Here is a 20,401-nt window from a genome sequence, read left to right on the forward strand (position 1 = left end):
CGCGCCAGTCGCCGCCGGGACAGTGACCGATCCCACCCGCGACCTGCGGAGATCACCGGCCCGCGGGGACGGCCGGGAGCGCCGCGCCGCCGGAGGGCGCGGGGTCAGCGGGGGCGGTCGTTCAGCCCGATCGTGAGGTTGCGGGCGGCCATCGGCGGGCCGCCGGGCTGCGGGTCGTACGCCGGGGGCATCGGGCCGCCCTGCGGGTACTGCTGCTGCGCCGGCGGGGCCGGGGCCGCCTGGACGGGCTCGGCCCACACCGCCGTGCCGTACGCGCAGACCTCGTGGCTCCCGCCGCCGAGCTGCGCGGTGTCGAAGCACATGCCGACCACGGCGTTGGCGCCCCTGCGGCGGGCCTCCTCGCCGAGCCGGTCGATCGCCTCGCGGCGCGCCGCCGCCAGGCCCTGCGCCGGCGTCTCCCCCGTCACGCGGAACGTCGCGACGCTGCCGGGCTGCGGGTGCGCCTGCGCCGATCCGCCCTGGACGGCCGTGCCCAGGACCTCGCCGAGAACGGTCCGGATCTCGTGGCCCGCCAGGCCGTCAGTCGTCACGATCAGCATGGGACCAAGGTAATCCACGCGGGGGACGTTCCGTCCCGCCCGCGCTCCGGGCCGGGAGGCGTTCCGCCGTGGTCGCGGGACCTGCGCGGTCTTCCCGCGGCCACGGCGGAACGGCGGTCAATCCAGATACTCCCGGAGCATCTGCGCGCGCGACGGGTGGCGCAGCTTCGCCAGCGTCTTGCTCTCGATCTGGCGGATCCGCTCGCGCGTGACGCCGAACTCCCTGCCGACCTCTTCGAGGGTGCGCGGGTGGCCGTCGGTCAGGCCGAAGCGCAACTGGATGATGCGCTGCTCCCGGTCCGACAGCGTGCCCAGGATGTCCTCCAGCTGGTCCTGGAGGAGGATGAACGCCGCGGCCTCGATCGGCACGACCGCGTCGGCGTCCTCGATGAAGTCGCCGAGGTCGGAGTCCTCCTCGCCGATCGGCGACTGGAGCGACACCGGCTCCTGGGCGATGCGCTGGATCTCGACGACCCGGACGGGCGACAGGCCCATCTCCAGGCCGATCTCGTCGGGGCTCGGCTCGCGGCCGAGGTCCTGGTGGAGCTGGCGCTGGACGCGCACCAGCTTGTTGATGGTCTCCACCATGTGCACCGGGATCCGGATGGTCCGGGCCTGGTCGGCGATCGCGCGGGTGATCGCCTGGCGGATCCACCAGGTCGCGTACGTCGAGAACTTGAACCCCTTGGTGTAGTCGAATTTCTCGACCGCACGGATGAGTCCGAGATTTCCCTCCTGAATCAGGTCGAGGAACAGCATTCCCCGGCCCACGTAGCGTTTGGCGATCGAGACCACCAGGCGCAGGTTGGCCTCGATCAGGCGTTGCTTCGCCCGTACTCCCTCTCGGGCGAGCAGTTCGAGGTCGAGCCGCTCGCCGCGGGAGAGGATGGCGACGTGCGCCATCTTCTCCTCCGCGAACAGTCCCGCCTCGATCGATTTCGCTAGTTCGACTTCATCTTCTGCCGTGAGAAGCGGTACGCGACCGATCTCTCTCAGGTAGATCCGAACCAGGTCGCTCGTCGGCGCCCGCTTGCCGAGGTCTCCCTCATCCGCTCGCGTGACGTCCTCGGTCTCCTGCTGAGATTCGAGGACCTCTACCCCCTGCTCTGCGAGCATCCGGACGACCCGTTCGAGGGAGTCGTCCGGCAAGTCCGAGCGATCGAGCGCGGCAGCGACGTCATCGACGGTCACACCGCCGCGCTCTCTACCGCGTGCGACGAGGTCCGCCACCTGATCAACCGATGGCGCCTCGCTTGGCAGCACCGAAGGGCCCACGGGGACAGTCTGCGTCACGTAGGGCCTAGATCACAGGACCCATTTTGCGGTCTCTTGACTTACTGGGACCCAAGCCCGCGCTCGCGCAACACCCGTCTCTGCTGCTCAAGCGCGACAAGATCGCCGAAGAGCCGGTTGTACTCCTCGGGATGATCGGCCGGATTCAGCCGCTGGAGTTTAGATTTGGCGTCCGCGATCATGCGTGTGAGCTGGCGTTCCTGAATTCGGGCCAGAAGCTCGGCGGCATAACGGTCATCCGATTCCTGTGCGGAGCGCACCGGCTCCACTCCGAGCAGCGTCACCAGGCTTCTGACCTGGTCGTTCGGAACGTGCTCCAGGAGGTACGCCACCCACTCGGCGCTGCCCCCGGCCGCGGCCACGCCGCCCGCCGCCGCGATGACCTCCCGCACCGCCGCGTGCGGCGGCGCGATGAACGCCCCCGCCGGGACCTCGTCGAACGCCGGGCCGAGCACCGCCGGGCGCTGCACGGCCAGCTTGAGCAGCTCGCGCTCCCGCTGGACGTCGGGATGGCCCGGATCGTACGCGGGCCGCTCGGGGGCCGCCGAACCGGGGCCCCCGCGGGCGCGCCGCCGCCGAAGTCGCGGCCGTTGCCGCCCGCGCCTCCTCCGCCTCCGCCGCGTCCGCCGCGCGCCTGCTGCTGGCGAGCGGACAGCTCCCGCACGCGCCGCAGCACGAACTGCTCGTCCATGATGCCGAGCCAGCGGTCGAGGCTGACCGCGTACATCTGCCGCAGCGACCGGTCCTTGATCGCCGCGACGACCGGCGCCGCCGCGTCCAGCGCCGCGAGCCGCCCCTCGGCGGTGTCGAGGTCGTGCTGCTCGATCGCGCTGCGCACCGCGAACTCGAACAGCGGCAGCCGCGAGGCGACCAGGTCGCGCACCGCCGCGTCGCCGTGCCGGATCCGCAGGTCGCAGGGGTCGAGCCCGTCGGGCTGGACGGCGACGAACGTCTGCGTGACGAACTTCTGCTCGTCGGCGAACGCCCGCAGCGCCGCCTTCTGCCCGGCCGAGTCGCCGTCGAAGGTGAACACGACCTCGCCGCGGAACTCGTCCTGGTCCATCAGCAGGCGCCGCAGGATCTTGATGTGGTCGTCGCCGAACGACGTGCCGCAGGTGGCGATGGCGGTCGGGACGCCGCTCAGATGGCAGGCCATCACGTCGGTGTAGCCCTCGACGACGACGGCCTGCCGCCGCCGCGCGATCTCCTTCTTCGCCAGGTCGGCCCCGTACAGCACCGAGCCCTTGTGGAAGATCGGGGACTCGGGCGTGTTGAGGTACTTCGGCCCCTCGTCGTCCTCGTACAGCCTGCGCGCCCCGAACCCGATCACGTCGCCGCTCAGGTCGCGGATCGGCCAGATCAGCCGGCCGCGGAACCGGTCCATCGGGCCGCGCCGGCCCTCCCTGACGAGGCCGCCCGCGATCATCTCGCGGTCGGCGAAGCCGCGCTGGCGCAGGTGCCGGACGAGCGCCTCCCACTCGCGCGGCGCGAACCCGACCCCGAACCGCTCGGCGTCGGCGGCCTCGAACCCGCGCTCGGACAGGAACTTGCGGCCGATCACGCCCTCGGCGGACCCGAGCTGGTCGGCGTAGAACTCCGCCGCGACCTTGTGGGCCTCGATCAGCCGCGCCCGCTGCCCGCCGTCCTGGCGGGGCCGCCCGCCGCCGCCCTCCTCGTAGCGGAGCTGGATCCCGGCCTGCGCGGCGAGCCGTTCGACGGCCTCGGAGAACGTCAGGTGCTCGATCTCCTGGACGAACTTGATCACGTCGCCGCCGGCCGCGCAGCCGAAGCAGTACCACAGGCCCCGGCTCGGCGTGACGTTGAACGAGGGCGACTTCTCGTCGTGGAACGGGCACAGGCCCTTGAGGTTGCCGCCGCCCGCGCTGCGCAGCTGGAGGTACTCCCCGACCACGGCGTCGACCGACGACCGCTCCCGTACGAGCGCGATGTCCTCATTGCGAATCCGGCCTGCCACGGCGGCGAGTCTAATCTCGTCCCACGACATCCGGCGCATCCCGCAGGAACCGGTTGGGCCCGGTTTCGCGGCGCGCCGCCGCGTCCCGGATTCTGTCGGAGGCGGGGGGAACACTGGGGGGATGGGCAGATCACTGGTGTGGGTGAAGCCGGAGGGCGCGGAGCTGGCCGATGTGGAGCTCGGCGGCGGCGCGCTGGCGGCGACGGGGAGCGCCGTCGGGGGCGGCGACGTGCCGTACCGGCTGGAGTACGAGCTGGCCACCGGTGAGAGGTACGTCACGGCGCGGCTGCTGGTGCGGACCTGGGGGACGGGCCCCGAGGGGGCCTGGGAGCGGTCGCTGGAGCTGGTCAACCGCCCCGAGGGCGAATGGACGGTCAGCGCGCGGGCGGACGGCCACGTGGCGCTGCGCCCGCCGGGCGGCGAGGCCGCGCGGTTCGCGGGCGCGCTGGACTGCGACCTGGGGCTCTGCCCGCTGACCAACACGATGCCGGTGCTCCGGTCGGGCCTCCTCGACGGCGGCGGGCCGGCCGAGCACCTGATGGCGTGGGTGTCGGTGCCGGATCTGGCCGTGCTGCCGTCCCGGCAGACCTACGCGTTCGTCCGGCGGGACGGCGACCGCTCGGTGGTCCGCTACGAGAGCGAGGGCTGGGAGCAGGAGATCGTCTTCGACCGCGACGGCTTCGTCCTCGACTACCCGTCCATCGGCCGCCGGGTCTGAGGGCCTCGGGGCCCGGGAGGAAGCGGCCTGTTACGCCCGGATTAGGGCGTTATGTCGGTTCCATTTCGGGCGGCGCGGCGTTGTGAAAAGGCGGTTAAATGCGCAACGCGAGCGTTCCCTCGGGGCGGGCGCCGAACTAGCGTCCGGAGCTGTGCTGATCACTCCACACGAGCGGGAACGCCTGCTCATCCACGTCGCGGCGCAGGTCGCGCGGGACCGGCGGGCGCGCGGGCTGCGGCTCAACCACCCCGAGGCCACCGCGGTCATCGCCGTGCACATCCTGGAGGGCGCCCGCGACGGGCGGACGGTGGCCGCGCTCATGGAGTCCGGCCGCACGGTCCTGGCCCGCGACGACGTCATGGACGGCGTCCCGGAGATGCTCGACTCGGTCCAGATCGAGGCCACCTTCCCCGACGGCACCAAGCTCGTCACCGTCCACAGGCCGATCCCGTGAGCGCCGGCGACGCCCCGTTGACGCCCGGCCCGTTCACGCCCGGCCAGGTCGTGCCCGGCCAGGTCGCGCCCGCCCCGTTCGCGCCCGGCCAGGTCGTCACGGGCGCCGAGGCGGTCGAGCTCAACCCCGGGCGCCCGCGCGTGGAGGTGACCGTGGTCAACACCGGCGACCGTCCCGTCCAGGTGGGGTCGCACTACCACTTCGCGGCGGCCAACCCGGCGCTGGAGTTCGACCGGGACGCGGCGTGGGGCCTGCGGCTCGACGTCCCGGCGGGCACGGCCGTGCGGTTCGAGCCGGGGATGACGAGGGAGGTGGCGCTCGTTCCGCTGGCGGGGCGGCGCGTCGTCCCGGGGCTGCGCGAGGAGATGGCGGGGCCCCTCGATGGCTGAGCCGGGGGCGGGCGCCGAGCCGCGGGCGGGCGGGGCGCGGCTGTCGCGCGCGCGGTACGCCGAGCTGTACGGGCCCACGGCGGGCGACCGCATCCGGCTCGCCGACACCGATCTGTTCGTGGAGGTGACCGAGGACCGCAGCCGCGGCCCGGCGGGCGCCGGGGACGAGGCGGTGTTCGGCGGCGGCAAGGTGATCCGCGAGTCGATGGGCCAGGCGCGGACGACGCGCGCGGAGGGGGCGCTCGACCTGGTGGTCACCGGCGCGGTCGTGCTCGACCACTGGGGCGTGGTGAAGGCCGACGTGGGCGTGCGCGACGGGCGGATCGTCGCGCTCGGCAAGGCGGGCAACCCCGACACCATGGACGGCGTCCACCCCGGGCTGGTGATCGGCCCGTCCACCGAGGTCCTCGCGGGGAACGGCGCGATCCTCACCGCGGGGGCCGTCGACTCGCACGTCCACCTGATCTGCCCGCAGCTCCTCGACGAGGCGCTCGGCGCGGGCGTGACGACGCTGGTCGGCGGAGGCACGGGGCCCGCCGAGGGCACCAAGGCCACCACCGTGTCCGGCGCCTGGTACCTGCACCGGATGCTGGAGGCGCTCGACGGGCACCCGGTGAACGTGGCGCTGCTCGGCAAGGGCAACACGGTCTCCGAGGACGCGCTGTGGGAGCAGCTCCGCGCGGGGGCGTCCGGGTTCAAACTGCACGAGGACTGGGGTTCGACGCCCGCCGCGATCGACGCGTGCCTGCGCGTGGCGGACGCGTCGGGCGTGCAGGCCGCGTTGCACTCCGACACGTTGAACGAGGCGGGGTACGTCGAGTCGACGCTCGGCGCGATCGGCGGCCGGACGGTCCACGCCTACCACACCGAGGGCGCGGGCGGCGGGCACGCGCCCGACATCATCACCGTCGCGTCGCACCCGAACGTGCTGCCGTCCTCGACCAACCCGACGCGCCCGCACACGGTCAACACGCTGGACGAGCACCTGGACATGCTCATGGTGTGCCACCACCTGAGCCCGTCGGTGCCGGAGGACCTGGCGTTCGCCGAGTCGCGGATCCGCCCGACGACGATGGCCGCCGAGGACGTCCTGCACGACCTCGGCGCGATCTCGATCATCGGGTCGGACTCGCAGGCGATGGGCCGGATCGGCGAGACGGTGCTGCGCACGTGGCAGACCGCGCACGCGATGAAGCGGCGGCGCGGGGCGCTGCCCGGCGACGGCGCGGCCGACAACCTGCGCGCCCGCCGGTACGTCGCCAAGTACACGATCAACCCGGCGATCGCGCACGGCCTGGACGGCGAGGTCGGGTCCGTCGAGCCGGGCAAGCTCGCCGACCTGGTGCTGTGGGACCCGGCGTTCTTCGGCGTCCGCCCGAGGACCGTGCTGAAGGGCGGGATGATCGCGTGGGCCGCGATGGGCGACGCGAACGCCTCGATCCCGACGCCGCAGCCCGTCCTGCCGCGGCCGATGTTCGGCGCCGCTCCCCCGGCCGCCGCCGCGACGTCCGTGCACTTCGTGTCCGAGGCGGCGCTGGAGGACGGCCTCGCGGGGCGGCTCGCCGTGCGGCGGGCGCTCGTCCCGGTGCGCGACACGCGCCGGCTCGCCAAGACCGACCTGCCGCTGAACGGCGCGCTGCCCGACATCGGCGTCGATCCCGACACGTTCACGGTCACGATCGACGGCGACGAGGTGGAGCCCGCGCCCGCCGAGGAGCTGCCGATGGCCCAGCGCTACTTCCTCTTCTGATCGCCGCCCGCGTGAACGCCTCGCTGCTGCTCCTCGCCGACTCGCGGCTCCCCGCCGGAGGGCACGCCCACTCCGGCGGGCTCGAACCCGCCGTCGCCGCCGGTGCCGTCACGGACGTGGACGAGCTGGCCGACTTCCTGCGCGGACGCCTCGCCACCGCGGGTCTCGTGGCCGCCGCGCTCGCCGCCGCGGCCTGCGCCGCACTCGCCGACCGGACCGAAGGCGGCCCCGGGTGGGCCGGGCTGGACCGGGAGGCCGACGCCCGTACGCCGTCGCCCGCGCAGCGCCGCGCGTCGCGTGCGCAGGGCCGTTCCCTGCTGCGCGTGGCGCGGGCGGCGTGGCCGCACTCGTCGCTCGACGCGCTCGGCTCCGCCGCGCCGGACGGCCCGCACCACCCGCTCGTCCTCGGCGCGGCGGCGGCGTCGGCGGGCGGCGGCCCGGCGGACGCCGCCGCGATCGCCGCGTACGGGGCGGTGACCGGGCCCGCGTCCGCCGCCGTACGGCTCCTCGGCCTCGACCCGCTGGCCGTCAACCGCGCCCTCGCCGCGCTCGCGCCCCGGGTGGACGCGGTGGCGGCGGAGGCGGCGGGGTGCGCGCGCGGCCCGTGGAGCGGGCTGCCCGCGCCGTCGGCGCCGCTCCTCGACCTGCACGCCGAGAACCACCTGCGCAGCGACCTGCGCCTCTTCGAGTCCTGACCGTCCGCGGCGCTCCGCCGCACCGACCACGGAGGTTCCCTTGGGCGCCCACCACGACCACGACCCGCACCGCGCCGCCCCGGCGGACGGCCGGGCGCTGCGGCTCGGCATCGGCGGGCCGGTCGGCAGCGGCAAGACCGCGCTGACCGCCGCGCTGTGCCGCGTCCTGCGCGACGAGCTGGAGCTGGCCGTCGTGACCAACGACATCTACACGACCGAGGACGCCGACTTCCTGCGCCGCGAGGCCGTCCTGCCGGACGACCGGATCGCCGCCGTGCGGACGGGCGCGTGCCCGCACACCGCGATCCGCGACGACATCTCCGCCAACCTGGACGCCGTCGAGGCCCTGGAGGCCCGGCACGGGCGGCTCGACCTGGTCATCGTGGAGAGCGGCGGCGACAACCTGACCGCGCTGTTCAGCCGGGGCCTCGCGGACCGGCAGGTGTTCGTGCTGGACGTGGCGGGCGGCGACGACGTGCCCCGCAAGGGCGGCCTCGGCGTCGCCGCCGCCAACCTGCTGGTGGTCAACAAGACCGACCTCGCGCCGCTGGTCGGCAGCGACCTGGACGTGATGGCCCGCGACGCCGCGCGGGTCCGCGACGGCAGGCCCGTGGCGTTCACCTCCCTGCGCGAACGGCCCGACGCGCCCGAGGTGGCCTCCTGGCTCCGCGAGGTGATGCGCGCCCGCCGCCACGGGCACGAGGGCGTCCACGAAACCGCCACCGCGCCGTGACCTCCGGCGATGCCGCAGCGTCCGGCCCGCGCCGCGCGGACGGCTCCGAAGGCGGCCGGCGCGGGTACCGGGCGCGCGCGGCCGTCACCGCCGAGGCGGGCCCGGCGGGGGTCACGAGGATCACCCGGCTGCGGTCGGACGGGCCGCTCGCGCTGCGCGAGACGGCCGAGGCGGTGTACCTGGTCGGGGCGGCGGCGGGCCCCCTCGGCGGCGACGTGCTGGAGCTGGACGTGGAGGTGGGGGCGGGCGCCCGGCTGGCGGTGCGTTCGGCGGCGACCTCGCTCGCGCTGCCGGGCGGCGGCCCGGACGGGGACGGGTCGCGGCTGGCGGTGCGCGCCGCGGTCGGGCCCGGCGGGCGCCTGGACTTCGCGCCGGAGCCGGTGGTCGCCGCGGCCGGGTGCCGGCACCGCGCGACCGCCGCCGTGGCGCTCGCGGACGGCGCGGCGCTGCGGTGGCGCGAGGAGCTGGTGCTCGGACGGCACGGCGAACGGCCCGGCCGCCACGCGAGCCGGCTCGACGTCACGTACGGCGGCGTTCCGCTGCTGCGGCACGAGCTGGCCTTGGACGAGCGCGGCGTCTACGGCGGCCCGGCGGTGCTCGGGACGGCACGGGCCGTGGGGAGCCTCCTGCTCGTGGGACCCGGCCTGGCCCGCGAGGCGCGTACGGGCGACGGCCTGTCGGTGCTGCCGCTGGCGGGGCCGGGGGTGCTCGTGACGGCCGTGGCGGACGACTCGGCGGAGCTGCGGCGCCGCCTGGTCCGCGGTGAGATGATGACCGGACCGGACAAAGCGCACGAATCAACTGCCGCCGTCCGCTGAAATCCACCGAAATCCACGCAACGGCCGGATTGGGCCCTGGACAAGCCTGGACAAGGCCGACCGGCACGCGATGGGATGACGGCCCGAGGTTGCGCCCCACCCCATGGCGGTCCCGATGACGGATGTTGTGCTCGACGGTGTCGACAAGGTGTATCCGGGCGGGCACCGGGCCGTGCGGAACGTGCGGCTGCGCATCGAGGACGGCGAGCTGTTCGTGCTGCTCGGCCCGTCCGGCTGCGGCAAGTCCACGATCCTGCGCATGATCGCGGGCCTGGAGGAGGTCACCGCCGGCGACCTGTGGCTGAACGGCACCGTCGCCAACGAGCTGTCCCCGCGCGAGCGCAACGTCGCGATGGTGTTCCAGGAGGGCGCCCTCTACCCGCACCGGACGGTGCGCGGCAACATGATGTTCCCCCTGGAGGTCGCGCGCGACGACCGGGCCGAGGCGGGCGAGCGGGTCGTCGAGCTGGCCCGCGCCCTCGGCCTCAACTCCATGATCGACCGGCTGCCGCGCACGCTGTCGGGCGGGCAGCGGCAGCGCGCCGCGATCGGCCGCGCGCTGATCCGCGAGCCGTCGCTGTTCCTGATGGACGAGCCGCTGTCCAGCCTGGACGCCGGGCTGCGCACCGAGCTGCGCGTCGAGATCACCGCGCTGGTCCGGTCCACCGGGACGACCACGGTGTACGTGACGCACGACCAGACCGAGGCCATGACGATGGCCGACCGGATCGCGGTGCTGCGCGACGGCGTCCTGGAGGACGTCGGGACGCCCGAGCAGCTCTACCGGGACCCGGCGACGGTGTTCGTCGCCGCGTTCCTCAGCACCCCGCCGATCAACCTGCTCCAGGCGACCGCGTGGGCGGTGGAGGGGCAGGGCGTCGTGCTCGACCTCGGCCGGCAGCGGATCACCGTCCCGTGGGAGGACCCGCGCGCCGCGGCGCTGATCAGCCACCACGGCGCGCCCGTGATCGTCGGCGTCCGCCCCGACGCGCTGTCCCTCGCCGGGGACGGGCCGGACGTCCCGCTCCCGGCGCCGCCGCCCCCGAGCGCGCTCGACGCGCCGACCGCTCCGCCCGCGCCGCCCCGGGAGCCGGTGCCGCCCGCGACGTTCTCGGGACGGGTGCGCGCGCTGGAGTTCCACGGGTCGGACTGGCTGGCGTACGCGGAGGCCGGGATGCCGACCGTCGACGCGAACGAGGTGGGACGGCCCGCCGACGCGCCCGCCGAGCCCGAACCGCCCTCCCCCGGCCTCGCCGCGCGGCTGCGCGGCCTGCTCGGGCTCGCGGGCTCCGGCGCGCCGGAGCCCGCCGAACCCGAGGAGCACGCGGGCCACCACCGCCGCTCCGACCTGGTCTTCCGGATCGCCTCCGGCGAGCGGCCGAGGCGCGGCGACGAGGTCGCCCTCGCCGTGGACCTCGACCGCGTGCTGCTCTTCGGCGCGGACGGCGTCCGGATCACGCCCCGGCTGCGCCGCTGAGCACCGCGCGGAGCCGCTCCAGGCCCGCGCCGATCTCCTCCGCGCGCACCGCGCCGTACCCGAAGACGAGCCCCCGGACGGGCGGGCCCGACACCGCGAACTCCGACAGCGCGAAGAGCCCGACGCCCTCGGCCGCCGCGCGCCGCACCACCGCCGCGTCGTCCGCGCCGTCCGGGAGGGTGGCGCTCAGGTGCAGGCCCGCCGCCGACGGGACGGGCGACAGCCACGCCCCGAACCGCTCGGCGAGCAGCGCGGCGACCAGCTCGTGCCGCGCCTGGTACTCGCGCCGCGACCTGCGGAGGTGCCGGGCGAGCAGGCCCTCGTCGATGAACCGGGCGAGGGCGGCCTGCACCGGGAGGTCGGCGTGCCAGGACGACACGTACCGGGCCAGGCGCAGCGCCCGGTGCAGCGCGGGCGGCGCGACCACGAACCCGAGCCGCAGCACCGGCCGCATGATCTTGGAGAACGAGCCGACGTAGAGCACCCGGCCGTCGCCGTCGAGGCTCTGGAGCGGCTCGATCGGACGGCCCCCGTACCGGTACTCGGTGTCGTAGTCGTCCTCCACGATCACCACGTCCCGGGTGCGCGCCCAGTCCAGCAGCGCCCGGCGGCGCGGCAGCGACATCGGCATCCCGAGCGGGAACTGGTGCGAGGGCGTGACGTACACCGCGCGCGCGTCGTCCGGCAGCGCGTCCACCCGCAGCCCCTCCGCGTCGACCGGGACGCCCGCCACGCGCATCCCGAGCGAGCGGAACAGCAGCCGCGCCGGCGGGTACCCGGGGTCCTCGACGGCCACGACCGCGCCCGGCTCCAGCAGCACCCGCCCGATCAGGTCGAGGGCCTGCTGGATCCCCGACGTCACGACCACGTCGGCCGCGCCCGCCCGCACCGAGCGGGACACGCCCGCGTGCCGGGCGATCGCGGCGCGCAGCTCGGGGAGCCCGGCCGGGTCGCCCGCCCGCTCCGGGTCGCCGAGCCCGGACGGGCGGAGCACGCCCGACATGATCCGCCGCCACGGCTCGTACGGGAACAGCCGCACGTCGGGGAGCCCGGCGCGGAAGTCCCACCGCACGTCCGGCAGCCGCCCGGGCCACGCCGAGATCGACTCCCACACCTCGCGGGGGCGCAGCGGCGAGGCGTCCGGCGCGGCGCGCGACGGCGCCCCCGCGTCCAGGACGAACGTCCCCGCGCCGACCCGGCCGCTCAGGAACCCCTCGGCCGCGAGCCGGTCGTAGGCCGCGGCCACGGTGTTGCGGGAGATCGCGAGCCGCCGCGCCAGCTCCCGCGTCGGCGGCAGCGGCTCGCCCGCGCGCACCCGCCCGTCGAGGATCGCGGCCCTGAGCTGCCGGTAGATCTGCCCGGAAAGATCGCGGCGGCCGTCCAGGCTGACATGGACCTCCATGCCGCGGACCCTAGATCGGCTCAGTCGGATCACGCAATTTTGGCCCTGTACCTGGGCCTCTCCGGCTCCGTACGGTCGTCCCATGGACGTGCTGAACGAACTGCTCCGCTCCGACTTCCGCGACCTCGACCGCCGCGCGTCGGACCTCTACCTCTCGACCGTCGCCCGGGTGGACCCCGCCCGGCTGCACCTGCCGACGCCCTGCCCCGACTGGACGCTGCACGGCCTGCTGCGCCACCAGGTCAGCCAGGACGAGGGGTTCGCCGCCGCCGCGCGCGGAGCGGGCGGCACCCTCGCGGTCTGGCGCGGGGGACGGCTCGGCGGCGACCCGCTCGCCGCCGCCCGCGCCTCGGCCGGGCTCGTCGAGAAGGCGTTCGCCGAGGACGGCGTGCCGGAGCGCGAGTTCGTCCTCCCGGAGGTACGCGACGGAGGCGGGTTCCCCGGCGCCCTCGCGATCACGTTCCACTTCGTGGACCTCGTCGTGCACGCGTGGGACGTCGCCGCGACGATCGGAGCCCCGTGGGAGCCCGGCGAGGAGCTCACCGAGGCCGCCCTCAAGGTCGCCGCGATCGTGCCCGCGGACCCGGAGACGCGCGGGCCCGGACTGTCGTTCGACCAGGTCGTGCCGTTCCGGGACGGCCCGCCCGAGCACCGCCTGCTGGCCCTGCTCGGCCGTTCGCCCGCGTGGAGGCCCGGGTGCTGACGAGCCGCTGGAAGGCGGGCGGCGCGCTCGCGCCGGGCTCGCCAGTGCTGGTGAGCGTCACCGAGTTCACCGCGCACGCGGCCCGGGACCTGCCGCGCGTCCACCTGGCCGGGCTGCGCCTGCGCCGCGCGTGGCCGGACATGCCGGGCGCGGTCGGGATGTGGCTGTGGACCGCGCCGTCCCGGCTCCGCTGCGGTTCGGTCGCCGTCTGGCGGGACGAGGCGGCGCTCCGGGAGTTCGTCGGCTGGGCGCCGCACGTGGAGATCATGCGCCGCTTCCGGGGGCGCGGCGCGATCCGCTCGGTCACCTGGGAGGAGCACGACCCGACGCGGGGCGGCGTCCTGCTGCGGGCGGGGCGCTTCCTCGCCGGGGCTCAGGCGGACGCGGACGCCGCGGCGGGAACGGAGGCGGGGGTCTCCTCCGAGAGGCTGTCCCGGTAGAGCCCGATCTTCCAGTGGATCTGCTTCTGCTGGGTGCGGAGCCGCCGGATCTGCTCCTCCACGCGCTCGTCGTGCGCCTGGAGCAGCGCGAGGCGTTCCTCCACGGTCTCGCCGCCGCCCCGCGCCAGCTCGGAGTAGCGCAGCATCTCGGCGATCGGCATGCCGGTCTCGCGCAGGCAGCGCAGCATCGACAGCCACTTCAGGTCGTCGTCGCTGAACACGCGGCGGCCCGCCGCGTTCCGCGCCACCTCCGACAGCAGCCCGATCTTCTCGTAGTAGCGCAGGGTGTCGATGCTGAAGCCGGTCTTCTCGGCGGTCTCGCCAGGAGAGTAGGAGCTCACGCTCCAAGGATCGCACCTGGAGCGCACTCCAGGTCAACGGCTCCGCCGTCCTCGGTCACGGAACGGCCGGGACGCCGCGGCCGCGCTTGACCTGGAGCGCGCTCCAGGCCCGAGAGTTGAGGCGGACACCGACCACGGAGGACCCGCCATGCGCATCGGACTACAGGTCCCGAGCTTCACCTTTCCCGGGGGCGAGGAGCGGATCGCCCCGACGTTCGCCCGGATCGCCCGCGAGGCCGACCAGGGCGGCCTGCACTCGCTGTGGGTGATGGACCACTTCTTCCAGATCGGCGTCGTCGGGCCGCCCGAGGAGCCGATGCTGGAGGGCTACTCGGCGCTGGCGTACGCGGCGGCGCTCACCGAGCGGATCACGCTCGGCACCATGGTCACCGGCGTGACGTACCGGCACCCGGGCCTGCTGGTGAAGACCGTCACGACGCTGGACGCGCTGTCGGGCGGGCGCGCCTGGCTCGGCATCGGCGCGGCGTGGAACGAGGAGGAGTCGCGCGGCCTCGGCGTCCCCTTCCCGCCGCTCGCCGAGCGCTTCGAACGGCTGGAGGAGACGCTGCTGATCGCCCGCCGGATGTGGGACGGCAACGAGACGCCGTTCGAGGGGAGGCACTACACGCTCGAACGGCCGCTGAACTCGCCGCGGTCCGTACGGCGCCCGCGCCCGCCGATCCTGATCGGGGGCGCCGGGGAGAAGAAGACGCTGCGGTTCGTCGCCAAGTACGCCGACGCGTGCAACCTCTTCGACTCCGAGGAGCTGCCGCGCAAGCTCGACGTGCTGCGGGAGCACTGCGAGCGCGAGGGCCGCGACTACGGCGAGATCGAGAAGACCTCCCTCGCGTACTTCGCGGACGGCGCCCCGTCGGTGGACCAGGTCATCGACGCCGTCGGCCGCCTCGCCGAACGGGGCGTCGACCACGTGATCTTCTCGCAGGGCACCGGGCAGGACATCGCCGGGACCCTGTCCGAGGCCGCCGTCCAGACCGGGAGCCTCGTCCCAGCCGGCCGCTGACCGCGGCCCACGGCCCGTCCTGGGCGGGCGGGGCGGGCGGGCGGCGGCGCTCCCACGCCGCCGCCCGCCGCGTGCCGCGTGCCGTTACGCCGCGGCGGCCGGCCGCAGGTGGAGCGGGACGCCGAACAGGTTGAACGCGTTGATCAGCGAGACCATCCCGACGAGGTGGCCGAGCTCGTTCTCCCCGAAGAGGGAGCGCAGCGTCTCCCACAGCTCGTCGCTCACGGGCTCGCGGCCCGTCACCGCCTCGGTGTAGCCGAGGGCGGCCCGTTCCCGCTCGTCGTAGAGGGGCGACTCCCGCCACACGACCAGGTGGTGCATCCGCTCCTCCGGCTCGCCGAGGCGCCGGGCGTCGCGGATGTGCCGGTCCACGCAGAACGAGCAGCCGTTGAGCTGCGACGCCCGGATCTTCACCAGCTCCCGGATCCGCGCGTCCAGCGGCCCGGCCTCCAGCACCTTGTGCACCTTGAGGAACGCCGAGTACACCTCGGGCGCGGCCTCCTGGAGCAGCATCCGCGCCATCAGGCCACCTCCGCCGGGCGCACCCGCGCCGCGGCGGCGGGGGCGCCGTGCCGTCCCCCGGCCTCCCCGCCCGTCCTCCCGTACGTCCTTCGGTATGTCCTCGCAGCGGCGCGCGCCGCGTCCGATCGCTGTGTCATCGTGTCTCCCTTCGTCATGAGGGAGACGACGCGGTACCGGGGGTTGTGACAGCCCGCGCCGCGCGGATCCGCGTCCGCGCGCGAACGGCGCGCGTCACTGCATCCGGGCCATCGCCTGGAGGAGGAAGCCGACGACGCCGAGCAGGATGAACAGGCCGACGAGGTTGCGGGCCGTCCCGCCGAGGACGAGCGGGCGGGTCGGCGACAGCCGCACCTCGGTGCCCTGGTCGCCGAACAGGTGCTTCGGGTACACCGGGGTCAGCATCAGCACGTACGCCTGGAACCGCATCGAGTAGCGCTGAACCGCCGCCGTCGCCTCGAACAGCGGCTGCGGCATCCCGCCCCGGACCAGCACGACCAGCCAGATCACGATGGCCGCGACCCGCCAGCCGGTGGTGAGCAGGTTCGACACGATCGCCGCCGGGATCATCAGGACGATCCGGAACAGCACGGCGAGCCGGTTGAGCCGTCCGGGCCGCACGTCCACGCGCACCGGATGGCCGGACGGCGTCCACCGGAACGGCGGGTAGGCGTCCGACAGCAGGTACCCGTACGCGCTCACGCGCGTGGACCAGGCGAGGTAGCCGGACAGGTACTCGGCGGCCCACGCGGGCAGGCGGCCGAGCGCGAGCGCCGCGAACCAGCCGATGAACGCGACGACGTACGCGGCGATCGACAGCAGCCACACGACGACGATCTGCGGGATCATCAGGATCAGCCGCAGCAGGACCGTCACCCTCGACTGCGGGCCGGGCCCGTCGACGTCCAGTGCGGGCGGCCACTCTCCTGCGGTCGGGGTGGCGGTGGTGACCATGGCCCCTCCGGGGGCTGGGAGCGGGAAGGTGCCCGGAGCGTACATCCGCGCCGGTCGGAGGCCGTGCGCGCGTCCGGGAACGGCCAGCGGCCGTCCGCATCCGGACTCGCGGGCCGGCCGCCGGGGCCGGTGCCGGAGCGCGCGCCCCGGCCCCGTCCCGCCGACGGGTCTCAGCCTACGAGGCGCCGCGGCAGGCCGGCGAGCTTGTCGGGGTTGACCATGCGGCGGTACGCGACGACGCGGCCGTTCGCGATCTCCACGGTGTCGACGCCGAACGGCGCGCCGTCCTTCAGCACGAGCATCCCGGGCTCGCCGTTGACCTCGGCGGGGACGAGCGACAGCCCGTACTGCGCGGCGACCCGGACCAGGACGGCCGCGACCAGGTCCGCCCCCTCATGACCCTGCGGGCGGCGAAGACCTTGCCGCCCCGTCGGTGGTGTACGTCGCGTCCGGGTCGAGCACGGCGAGCAGCCCGGCGGCGTCGCCGCTCTCGTACGCGGCGCGGAACGCGGCGAGCACCCGGTCGCGCTCGGCGCGCGGCGCCTTCGGCGGCTCGGCCGCCGCGACCTTGCGGCGGGCCCGGGACGCGAGCTGGCGGCAGGCCGCGGCCGACCTCCCGAGCACCTCGGCGATCCGCTCGTACGGCACCTCGAACGCCTGGTGCAGGACGAACGCGACCCGTTCGGGCGGGGACAGCTCCTCCAGCACGAGCATCATCGCGGTGCCGACCGTGTCGTCCACCAGGACGGGCTCGGCGGCGTCGGGCCCGGTCAGCAGCGGCTCGGGCAGCCACGGGCCGACGTAGTCGACGCGGCGGGCGCGCGCCGAGCCGAGCACGTCGTAGGCGCGGCGGGCGGCGACGGTGACCAGCCAGGCGCGCAGGTCGCGCACGTCGTCCAGGCTCCCGCGGGACGCGGCGCGCAGCCAGGTGTCCTGGACGACGTCCTCGGCGTCGGCGACGCTGCCGGTGATCCGGTAGGCGGCGCCGAAGACGGCGGGCCGGTGCGCGGCCCACTCCTCGGCCAGGCGGTCCACCTCAGGCCGCCGCCGGGGTGAACACCCACTTCTTGTACGACCAGTAGCGGAACGCGGAGCCGAGCCCGAGCCCGGCGAGCAGGCTGAGGTTGTAGGAGACGCCGCCGTGCAGTTCGAGGGTGTAGTAGGTGAACCCCGTGCACAGCACCTGGATGAGCATGCCGACGCCGTTCAGGGCGAAGAAGATGACGAACTCGCGGCCCGAGCCGTCGCTGTCGCGGTCGCGGAACGTCCAGAACCGGTTGGCGAGGTACGACACCAGGGTGGAGACCAGGGTCGGGACGACCACGCTGGTCAGCGGGCTGCCGCCGAGCCAGGCGCGCATCAGGTTGGCGCCGAAGATCGTGATGACCGTGCCGACGACCCCGACGAAGCCGAAACTCAGCAGCTCGCGCAGGAATGTGCGGTACGGGGGCGCGGGCGTGACCGTTCCGACCGGTCTGGCCCGCTGCATGGTGTTCACTCGCCCAGACCTTACCGGAGCGGGACATATGCCATGGTCTCAACCCCGTAAAGACCTCACCGGCCCGCCGTGGAGGTCGCCGCGGCCAGCGGAACGATCATCGCGACCAGCGCCACCGGGACGGCCAGCGCCCACGCCTGGCCTGTGGCCTGCGCCACGAAACCGATGACCGGAGGGCCGCCCAGCAACCCGAGGTAGCCGACCGCCGTCACCCGCGAGATGCCGGAGGCGGCGGGCACGCCGGGCAGGTTGCCCGCCGCACTGAACGTGACCGGCGCCACAGGGGCGACCCCGAGCCCGAACAGTGTGAAACCGGTCACAGCCGCCGCCGGGTGGTCGGCCAGCAGCCCGGCGCCGAGGCCGAGCGCGGCGACCAGCGCGCCCGCCCGCAGCACGCGTACGGGCCCGAACCGCGCCACCACGCGGTCCCCGGCGAGCCGTCCGACCGTCATCGCGACCGCGCACCCGGCGTACCCGAGGCCCGCGAGGCCGGGCCCGGTGCCGAGCGTCTCGCGCAGGTAGACCGCGCTCCAGTCGGCCATCGCCCCCTCCCCACGAAGGAGCACAGGCCGATCACGCCGAGCATGGCGAGCACCCACCGCCCCGAGCGCCGGGCCCCGACCCGCGCGGCCCCGGGCGCGTCCCCCGGAACGCCCGCACTCCCCGGCACGGCCGCTCGGGCGTCCGGCGCGTCCTCGCCGGGCATCGCGTCGGGCATCGCGTCGGCCGAACGGTCCAGCAGTTCGCGGCAGCCGAGCAGCAGCGTCGCCGCGACGATCACCGCCGCGACGGCCAGGTGCAGCGGGACGGGCACGTGGGCGTGCGCGACGACCGATCCGGCGAGCGCGGCGAGCAGCGTGCCGATGCTGTAGACGCCGTGCAGCCCCGACATGAGCGGGCGCCCGTAGCGGCGCTCGACGGCGACGCCCTGCGCGTTCATCGCCACGTCCATCAGCCCGAGCGATCCGCCCATGAGCACGAGCGCGCAGATCAGCGCGCCGAGGTTCCACGCGAGACCGAGGGGGACGAGCGACGCCGCGCCGACCGTCCCGGCCGCGATCGTCGTCGCGCGGCTGCCGCGGCGCGCGACCGCCCGCCCGGCGAACCGCACCGCGACCACGACGCCGACCGGCGCCCCGAGCAGGGCGACGCCGAGCGCGCCGTCGCTCAGCCCGAGGTGCTCCTTGATCTGCGGGATCCGCGCCACCCAGGCGGCGCCGAGCATGCCGTGCGCGAGGAACGCGACCGTCACCGCGACCCGTGCCCGCCGCGGCACGACCGTCTGCGTCACCACCGACCCGACTGTACGCGGCTTACCGACGATCTCGACAGGGGCGCGGGCGCCTCAGGCGAGGCCCGCCAGCGGCACCGCCGGGTCGGCCAGCGCGGACGCCTCGACCCGCCGCCCGGAGCGGATGAGCGCCTGCACCTCGCCCGTGACGTCCCAGACGTTGACGTTCATGCCCGCGACCACGCGCCCGCCCGACAGCCAGAACGCCACGAACTCGCGGGCCGCCACGTCGCCCCGGTAGACGATCTCGTCGTACTCCCCCGGCGCGGCGGCGCCCGACATCTCCATGCCGAGGTCGTACTGGTCGCTGAAGAAGTACGGGAGCCGGTCGTAGCTCACCTCCCGCCCGAGCATCGCGCGGGCCGCGGCCGGGCCGCCGTTCAGCGCGTTCGCCCAGTGCTCCACGCGGATCCGGCGCCCGAGCAGCGGATGGTAGGCGGCGGCGACGTCCCCGGCCGCGAACACGTCCGGGTCGGACGTGCGCAGCGACGCGTCCACCAGGATCCCGTCGGACACCTCCAGGCCCGCGTCCTCGGCCAGCCGCGTGTTCGGCCGCACGCCGATGCCGACGACCACCACGTCCGCCGGGATCTCCGCGCCGCCCGAGGTGACGACCGCCGACACCTGGCCCGCGCCCCAGAACCCGGCGACGCCCTGGTCGAACCGCAGGTCCACGCCGTGGTCGCGGTGCAGGTCGGCGAAGACCCCGCCGACCTCGGGGCCGAGCACCGCGTGCAGCGGCGCCGGCTCGGGCTCGATCAGCGTCACGTCGTTGCCGTACGACCGGGCGGCGGCGGCCGTCTCCAGCCCGATCCAGCCCGCGCCCGCGACCACGACGCGCCGCCCGCCGGGCGCGAGCGCCTCGCGCAGCTTCGCCGAGTCGCCGAGGGAGCGCAGGTAGTGGATGCCCTGGAGCTTGGAGCCCGGCACCTCCAGCCGCCGCGGCGAGGCGCCCGTCGCGAGCAGCAGCCGGTCGTAGCCGACCCGCTCGCGGGTGGCGAGATGCACCTGGCGCGCGGCCCGGTCGACCGCGGTGACCTCGACGCCGAGGCGCAGCTCCACGTCGTGCTTGTCGTACCAGTCGGCCTCGTGCACGTGGGCCTTGTCGCGGGGCTCCTTCCCGAGCAGGAACCCCTTGGACAGGGGAGGACGCTCGTAGGGGCGCTCGATCTCGTCGCCGACCAGCAGGACGCGGCCCCCGAAGCCCTCCTCTCTGAGCGTCTCCGCCGCCTTGGCACCGGCCAGGCTCGCACCGACGATGACGAACGTCTCCTCCGGCATGGCGACCTCCTCCGCTAGGGCGTCGTCCTTGTATCCCTACAGCGGCGTTCCGGATGAGACAAGGGCATCGCCCCGGCGCGTCAGGCGCG

24 protein-coding genes and 1 pseudogene are annotated in these 20,401 nt (G+C 74.9%); 11 read left to right on the top strand and 14 right to left on the bottom strand.

Translation table 11 applies throughout. The features are described 5' to 3' along the window. Positions 1–104 precede the first annotated feature (104 nt). The 4 genes and pseudogenes from GEV43_RS02625 to dnaG form a co-directional block, all read right to left on the bottom strand. Entirely contained in the window at positions 105–560 is a 456-nt protein-coding gene (locus GEV43_RS02625; protein ID WP_160819322.1) for a YbjQ family protein, read from the bottom strand. Between the two features lie 117 nt (positions 561–677). Beyond that, on the bottom strand, positions 678–1,823 hold the full coding sequence (gene rpoD, locus GEV43_RS02630; RefSeq protein WP_160824254.1) for an RNA polymerase sigma factor RpoD: 1,146 nt from the start codon (positions 1,821–1,823) through the stop codon (positions 678–680). A gap of 71 nt (positions 1,824–1,894) precedes the next feature. Continuing rightward, complete coding sequence (locus GEV43_RS49220; RefSeq protein ID WP_309239415.1) at positions 1,895–2,323, bottom strand: hypothetical protein; 429 nt, start codon at positions 2,321–2,323, stop codon at positions 1,895–1,897. A 272-nt stretch (positions 2,324–2,595) separates the two neighbouring features. Continuing rightward, a pseudogene (gene dnaG, locus GEV43_RS49225) lies at positions 2,596–3,867 on the bottom strand (DNA primase); the annotation flags it as partial. An 82-nt stretch (positions 3,868–3,949) separates the two neighbouring features. Here dnaG and GEV43_RS02640 point away from each other — a divergent pair. The 8 genes from GEV43_RS02640 to GEV43_RS02675 all read left to right on the top strand — a co-directional run bounded on the left by GEV43_RS02640 (position 3,950) and on the right by GEV43_RS02675 (position 10,862). Further along, positions 3,950–4,546 carry a putative glycolipid-binding domain-containing protein gene (locus GEV43_RS02640; protein ID WP_160819323.1) on the top strand — a complete coding sequence of 199 codons (597 nt, stop codon included), beginning with the start codon at positions 3,950–3,952 and terminating at the stop codon, positions 4,544–4,546. Between the two features lie 151 nt (positions 4,547–4,697). After that, a complete protein-coding gene (locus tag GEV43_RS02645) occupies positions 4,698–5,000 on the top strand; it encodes an urease subunit gamma (protein WP_160819324.1) in 303 nt (100 codons plus the stop codon). A 50-nt stretch (positions 5,001–5,050) separates the two neighbouring features. Beyond that, the gene (locus GEV43_RS02650; protein ID WP_160824255.1) at positions 5,051–5,389 is read left to right on the top strand and encodes an urease subunit beta; all 339 of its coding nucleotides are present in this window, start codon (positions 5,051–5,053) and stop codon (positions 5,387–5,389) included. Continuing rightward, complete coding sequence (locus tag GEV43_RS02655; RefSeq protein WP_160819325.1) at positions 5,382–7,139, top strand: urease subunit alpha; 1,758 nt, start codon at positions 5,382–5,384, stop codon at positions 7,137–7,139. The genes GEV43_RS02650 and GEV43_RS02655 overlap by 8 nt, the downstream gene beginning before the upstream one ends. A gap of 11 nt (positions 7,140–7,150) precedes the next feature. After that, complete coding sequence (locus GEV43_RS02660; protein WP_160819326.1) at positions 7,151–7,834, top strand: urease accessory protein UreF; 684 nt, start codon at positions 7,151–7,153, stop codon at positions 7,832–7,834. A 40-nt stretch (positions 7,835–7,874) separates the two neighbouring features. Further along, positions 7,875–8,567: an urease accessory protein UreG gene (ureG, locus tag GEV43_RS02665; protein ID WP_160819327.1), complete on the top strand. Its 693-nt coding sequence runs from the start codon at positions 7,875–7,877 to the stop codon at positions 8,565–8,567. Next, entirely contained in the window at positions 8,564–9,385 is an 822-nt protein-coding gene (locus GEV43_RS02670) for an urease accessory protein UreD (protein ID WP_160819328.1), read from the top strand. Before ureG ends, GEV43_RS02670 begins: the two co-directional genes overlap by 4 nt. A gap of 115 nt (positions 9,386–9,500) precedes the next feature. Then, positions 9,501–10,862: an ABC transporter ATP-binding protein gene (locus GEV43_RS02675; protein ID WP_160819329.1), complete on the top strand. Its 1,362-nt coding sequence runs from the start codon at positions 9,501–9,503 to the stop codon at positions 10,860–10,862. Here the strand turns inward: GEV43_RS02675 and GEV43_RS02680 are convergent. Further along, a complete protein-coding gene (locus GEV43_RS02680; protein ID WP_160819330.1) occupies positions 10,840–12,264 on the bottom strand; it encodes a PLP-dependent aminotransferase family protein in 1,425 nt (474 codons plus the stop codon). The two genes, GEV43_RS02675 and GEV43_RS02680, sit on opposite strands and share 23 nt — an antisense overlap. Before the next feature lie 82 nt (positions 12,265–12,346). On the opposite strand from GEV43_RS02680, the gene GEV43_RS02685 reads away from it, so the two are divergent. Together GEV43_RS02685 and GEV43_RS02690 are read left to right on the top strand one after the other, a co-directional pair. Next, complete coding sequence (locus GEV43_RS02685; RefSeq protein ID WP_160819331.1) at positions 12,347–12,967, top strand: TIGR03086 family metal-binding protein; 621 nt, start codon at positions 12,347–12,349, stop codon at positions 12,965–12,967. Further along, positions 12,961–13,407, top strand: coding sequence for a hypothetical protein (locus GEV43_RS02690; protein ID WP_175249966.1), 447 nt, complete (start codon positions 12,961–12,963; stop codon positions 13,405–13,407). The genes GEV43_RS02685 and GEV43_RS02690 overlap by 7 nt, the downstream gene beginning before the upstream one ends. Here the strand turns inward: GEV43_RS02690 and GEV43_RS02695 are convergent. Continuing rightward, entirely contained in the window at positions 13,341–13,748 is a 408-nt protein-coding gene (locus GEV43_RS02695; protein ID WP_160819332.1) for a MerR family transcriptional regulator, read from the bottom strand. The two genes, GEV43_RS02690 and GEV43_RS02695, sit on opposite strands and share 67 nt — an antisense overlap. 148 nt (positions 13,749–13,896) lie before the next feature. Between GEV43_RS02695 and GEV43_RS02700 the strand changes: the two genes are divergently transcribed. Then, the gene (locus tag GEV43_RS02700; protein ID WP_160819333.1) at positions 13,897–14,769 is read left to right on the top strand and encodes an LLM class F420-dependent oxidoreductase; all 873 of its coding nucleotides are present in this window, start codon (positions 13,897–13,899) and stop codon (positions 14,767–14,769) included. 84 nt (positions 14,770–14,853) lie between these two features. Here GEV43_RS02700 and GEV43_RS02705 read toward each other — a convergent pair whose 3' ends face one another. From GEV43_RS02705 to GEV43_RS02730, 8 genes are all read right to left on the bottom strand, one after another. Next, the gene (locus tag GEV43_RS02705; protein WP_160819334.1) at positions 14,854–15,291 is read right to left on the bottom strand and encodes a carboxymuconolactone decarboxylase family protein; all 438 of its coding nucleotides are present in this window, start codon (positions 15,289–15,291) and stop codon (positions 14,854–14,856) included. Positions 15,292–15,522: 231 nt separating this feature from the next. Then, a complete protein-coding gene (locus tag GEV43_RS02710; RefSeq protein ID WP_160819335.1) occupies positions 15,523–16,242 on the bottom strand; it encodes a DUF4389 domain-containing protein in 720 nt (239 codons plus the stop codon). Between the two features lie 170 nt (positions 16,243–16,412). Next, a complete protein-coding gene (locus GEV43_RS53580; RefSeq protein ID WP_302930626.1) occupies positions 16,413–16,544 on the bottom strand; it encodes a hypothetical protein in 132 nt (43 codons plus the stop codon). Positions 16,545–16,635: 91 nt separating this feature from the next. Then, positions 16,636–17,277, bottom strand: a complete 642-nt coding sequence (locus GEV43_RS02715) for a sigma-70 family RNA polymerase sigma factor (protein WP_206681044.1) — start codon at positions 17,275–17,277, stop codon at positions 16,636–16,638. Position 17,278: 1 nt separating this feature from the next. Further along, the gene (locus GEV43_RS02720) at positions 17,279–17,731 is read right to left on the bottom strand and encodes a GtrA family protein (RefSeq protein ID WP_175250265.1); all 453 of its coding nucleotides are present in this window, start codon (positions 17,729–17,731) and stop codon (positions 17,279–17,281) included. Between the two features lie 65 nt (positions 17,732–17,796). After that, positions 17,797–18,282, bottom strand: coding sequence for an MFS transporter (locus tag GEV43_RS49230; RefSeq protein ID WP_241682754.1), 486 nt, complete (start codon positions 18,280–18,282; stop codon positions 17,797–17,799). Beyond that, positions 18,189–19,034, bottom strand: a complete 846-nt coding sequence (locus GEV43_RS49235; RefSeq protein ID WP_241682755.1) for a hypothetical protein — start codon at positions 19,032–19,034, stop codon at positions 18,189–18,191. The genes GEV43_RS49230 and GEV43_RS49235 overlap by 94 nt, the downstream gene beginning before the upstream one ends. Before the next feature lie 51 nt (positions 19,035–19,085). After that, a complete protein-coding gene (locus GEV43_RS02730; protein WP_160819337.1) occupies positions 19,086–20,312 on the bottom strand; it encodes an NAD(P)/FAD-dependent oxidoreductase in 1,227 nt (408 codons plus the stop codon). Positions 20,313–20,401 lie beyond the last annotated feature (89 nt).

It is taken from the genome of Actinomadura sp. J1-007 (assembly GCF_009793335.1).
GTDB classification, from domain to species: domain Bacteria; phylum Actinomycetota; class Actinomycetes; order Streptosporangiales; family Streptosporangiaceae; genus Spirillospora; species Spirillospora yumaensis.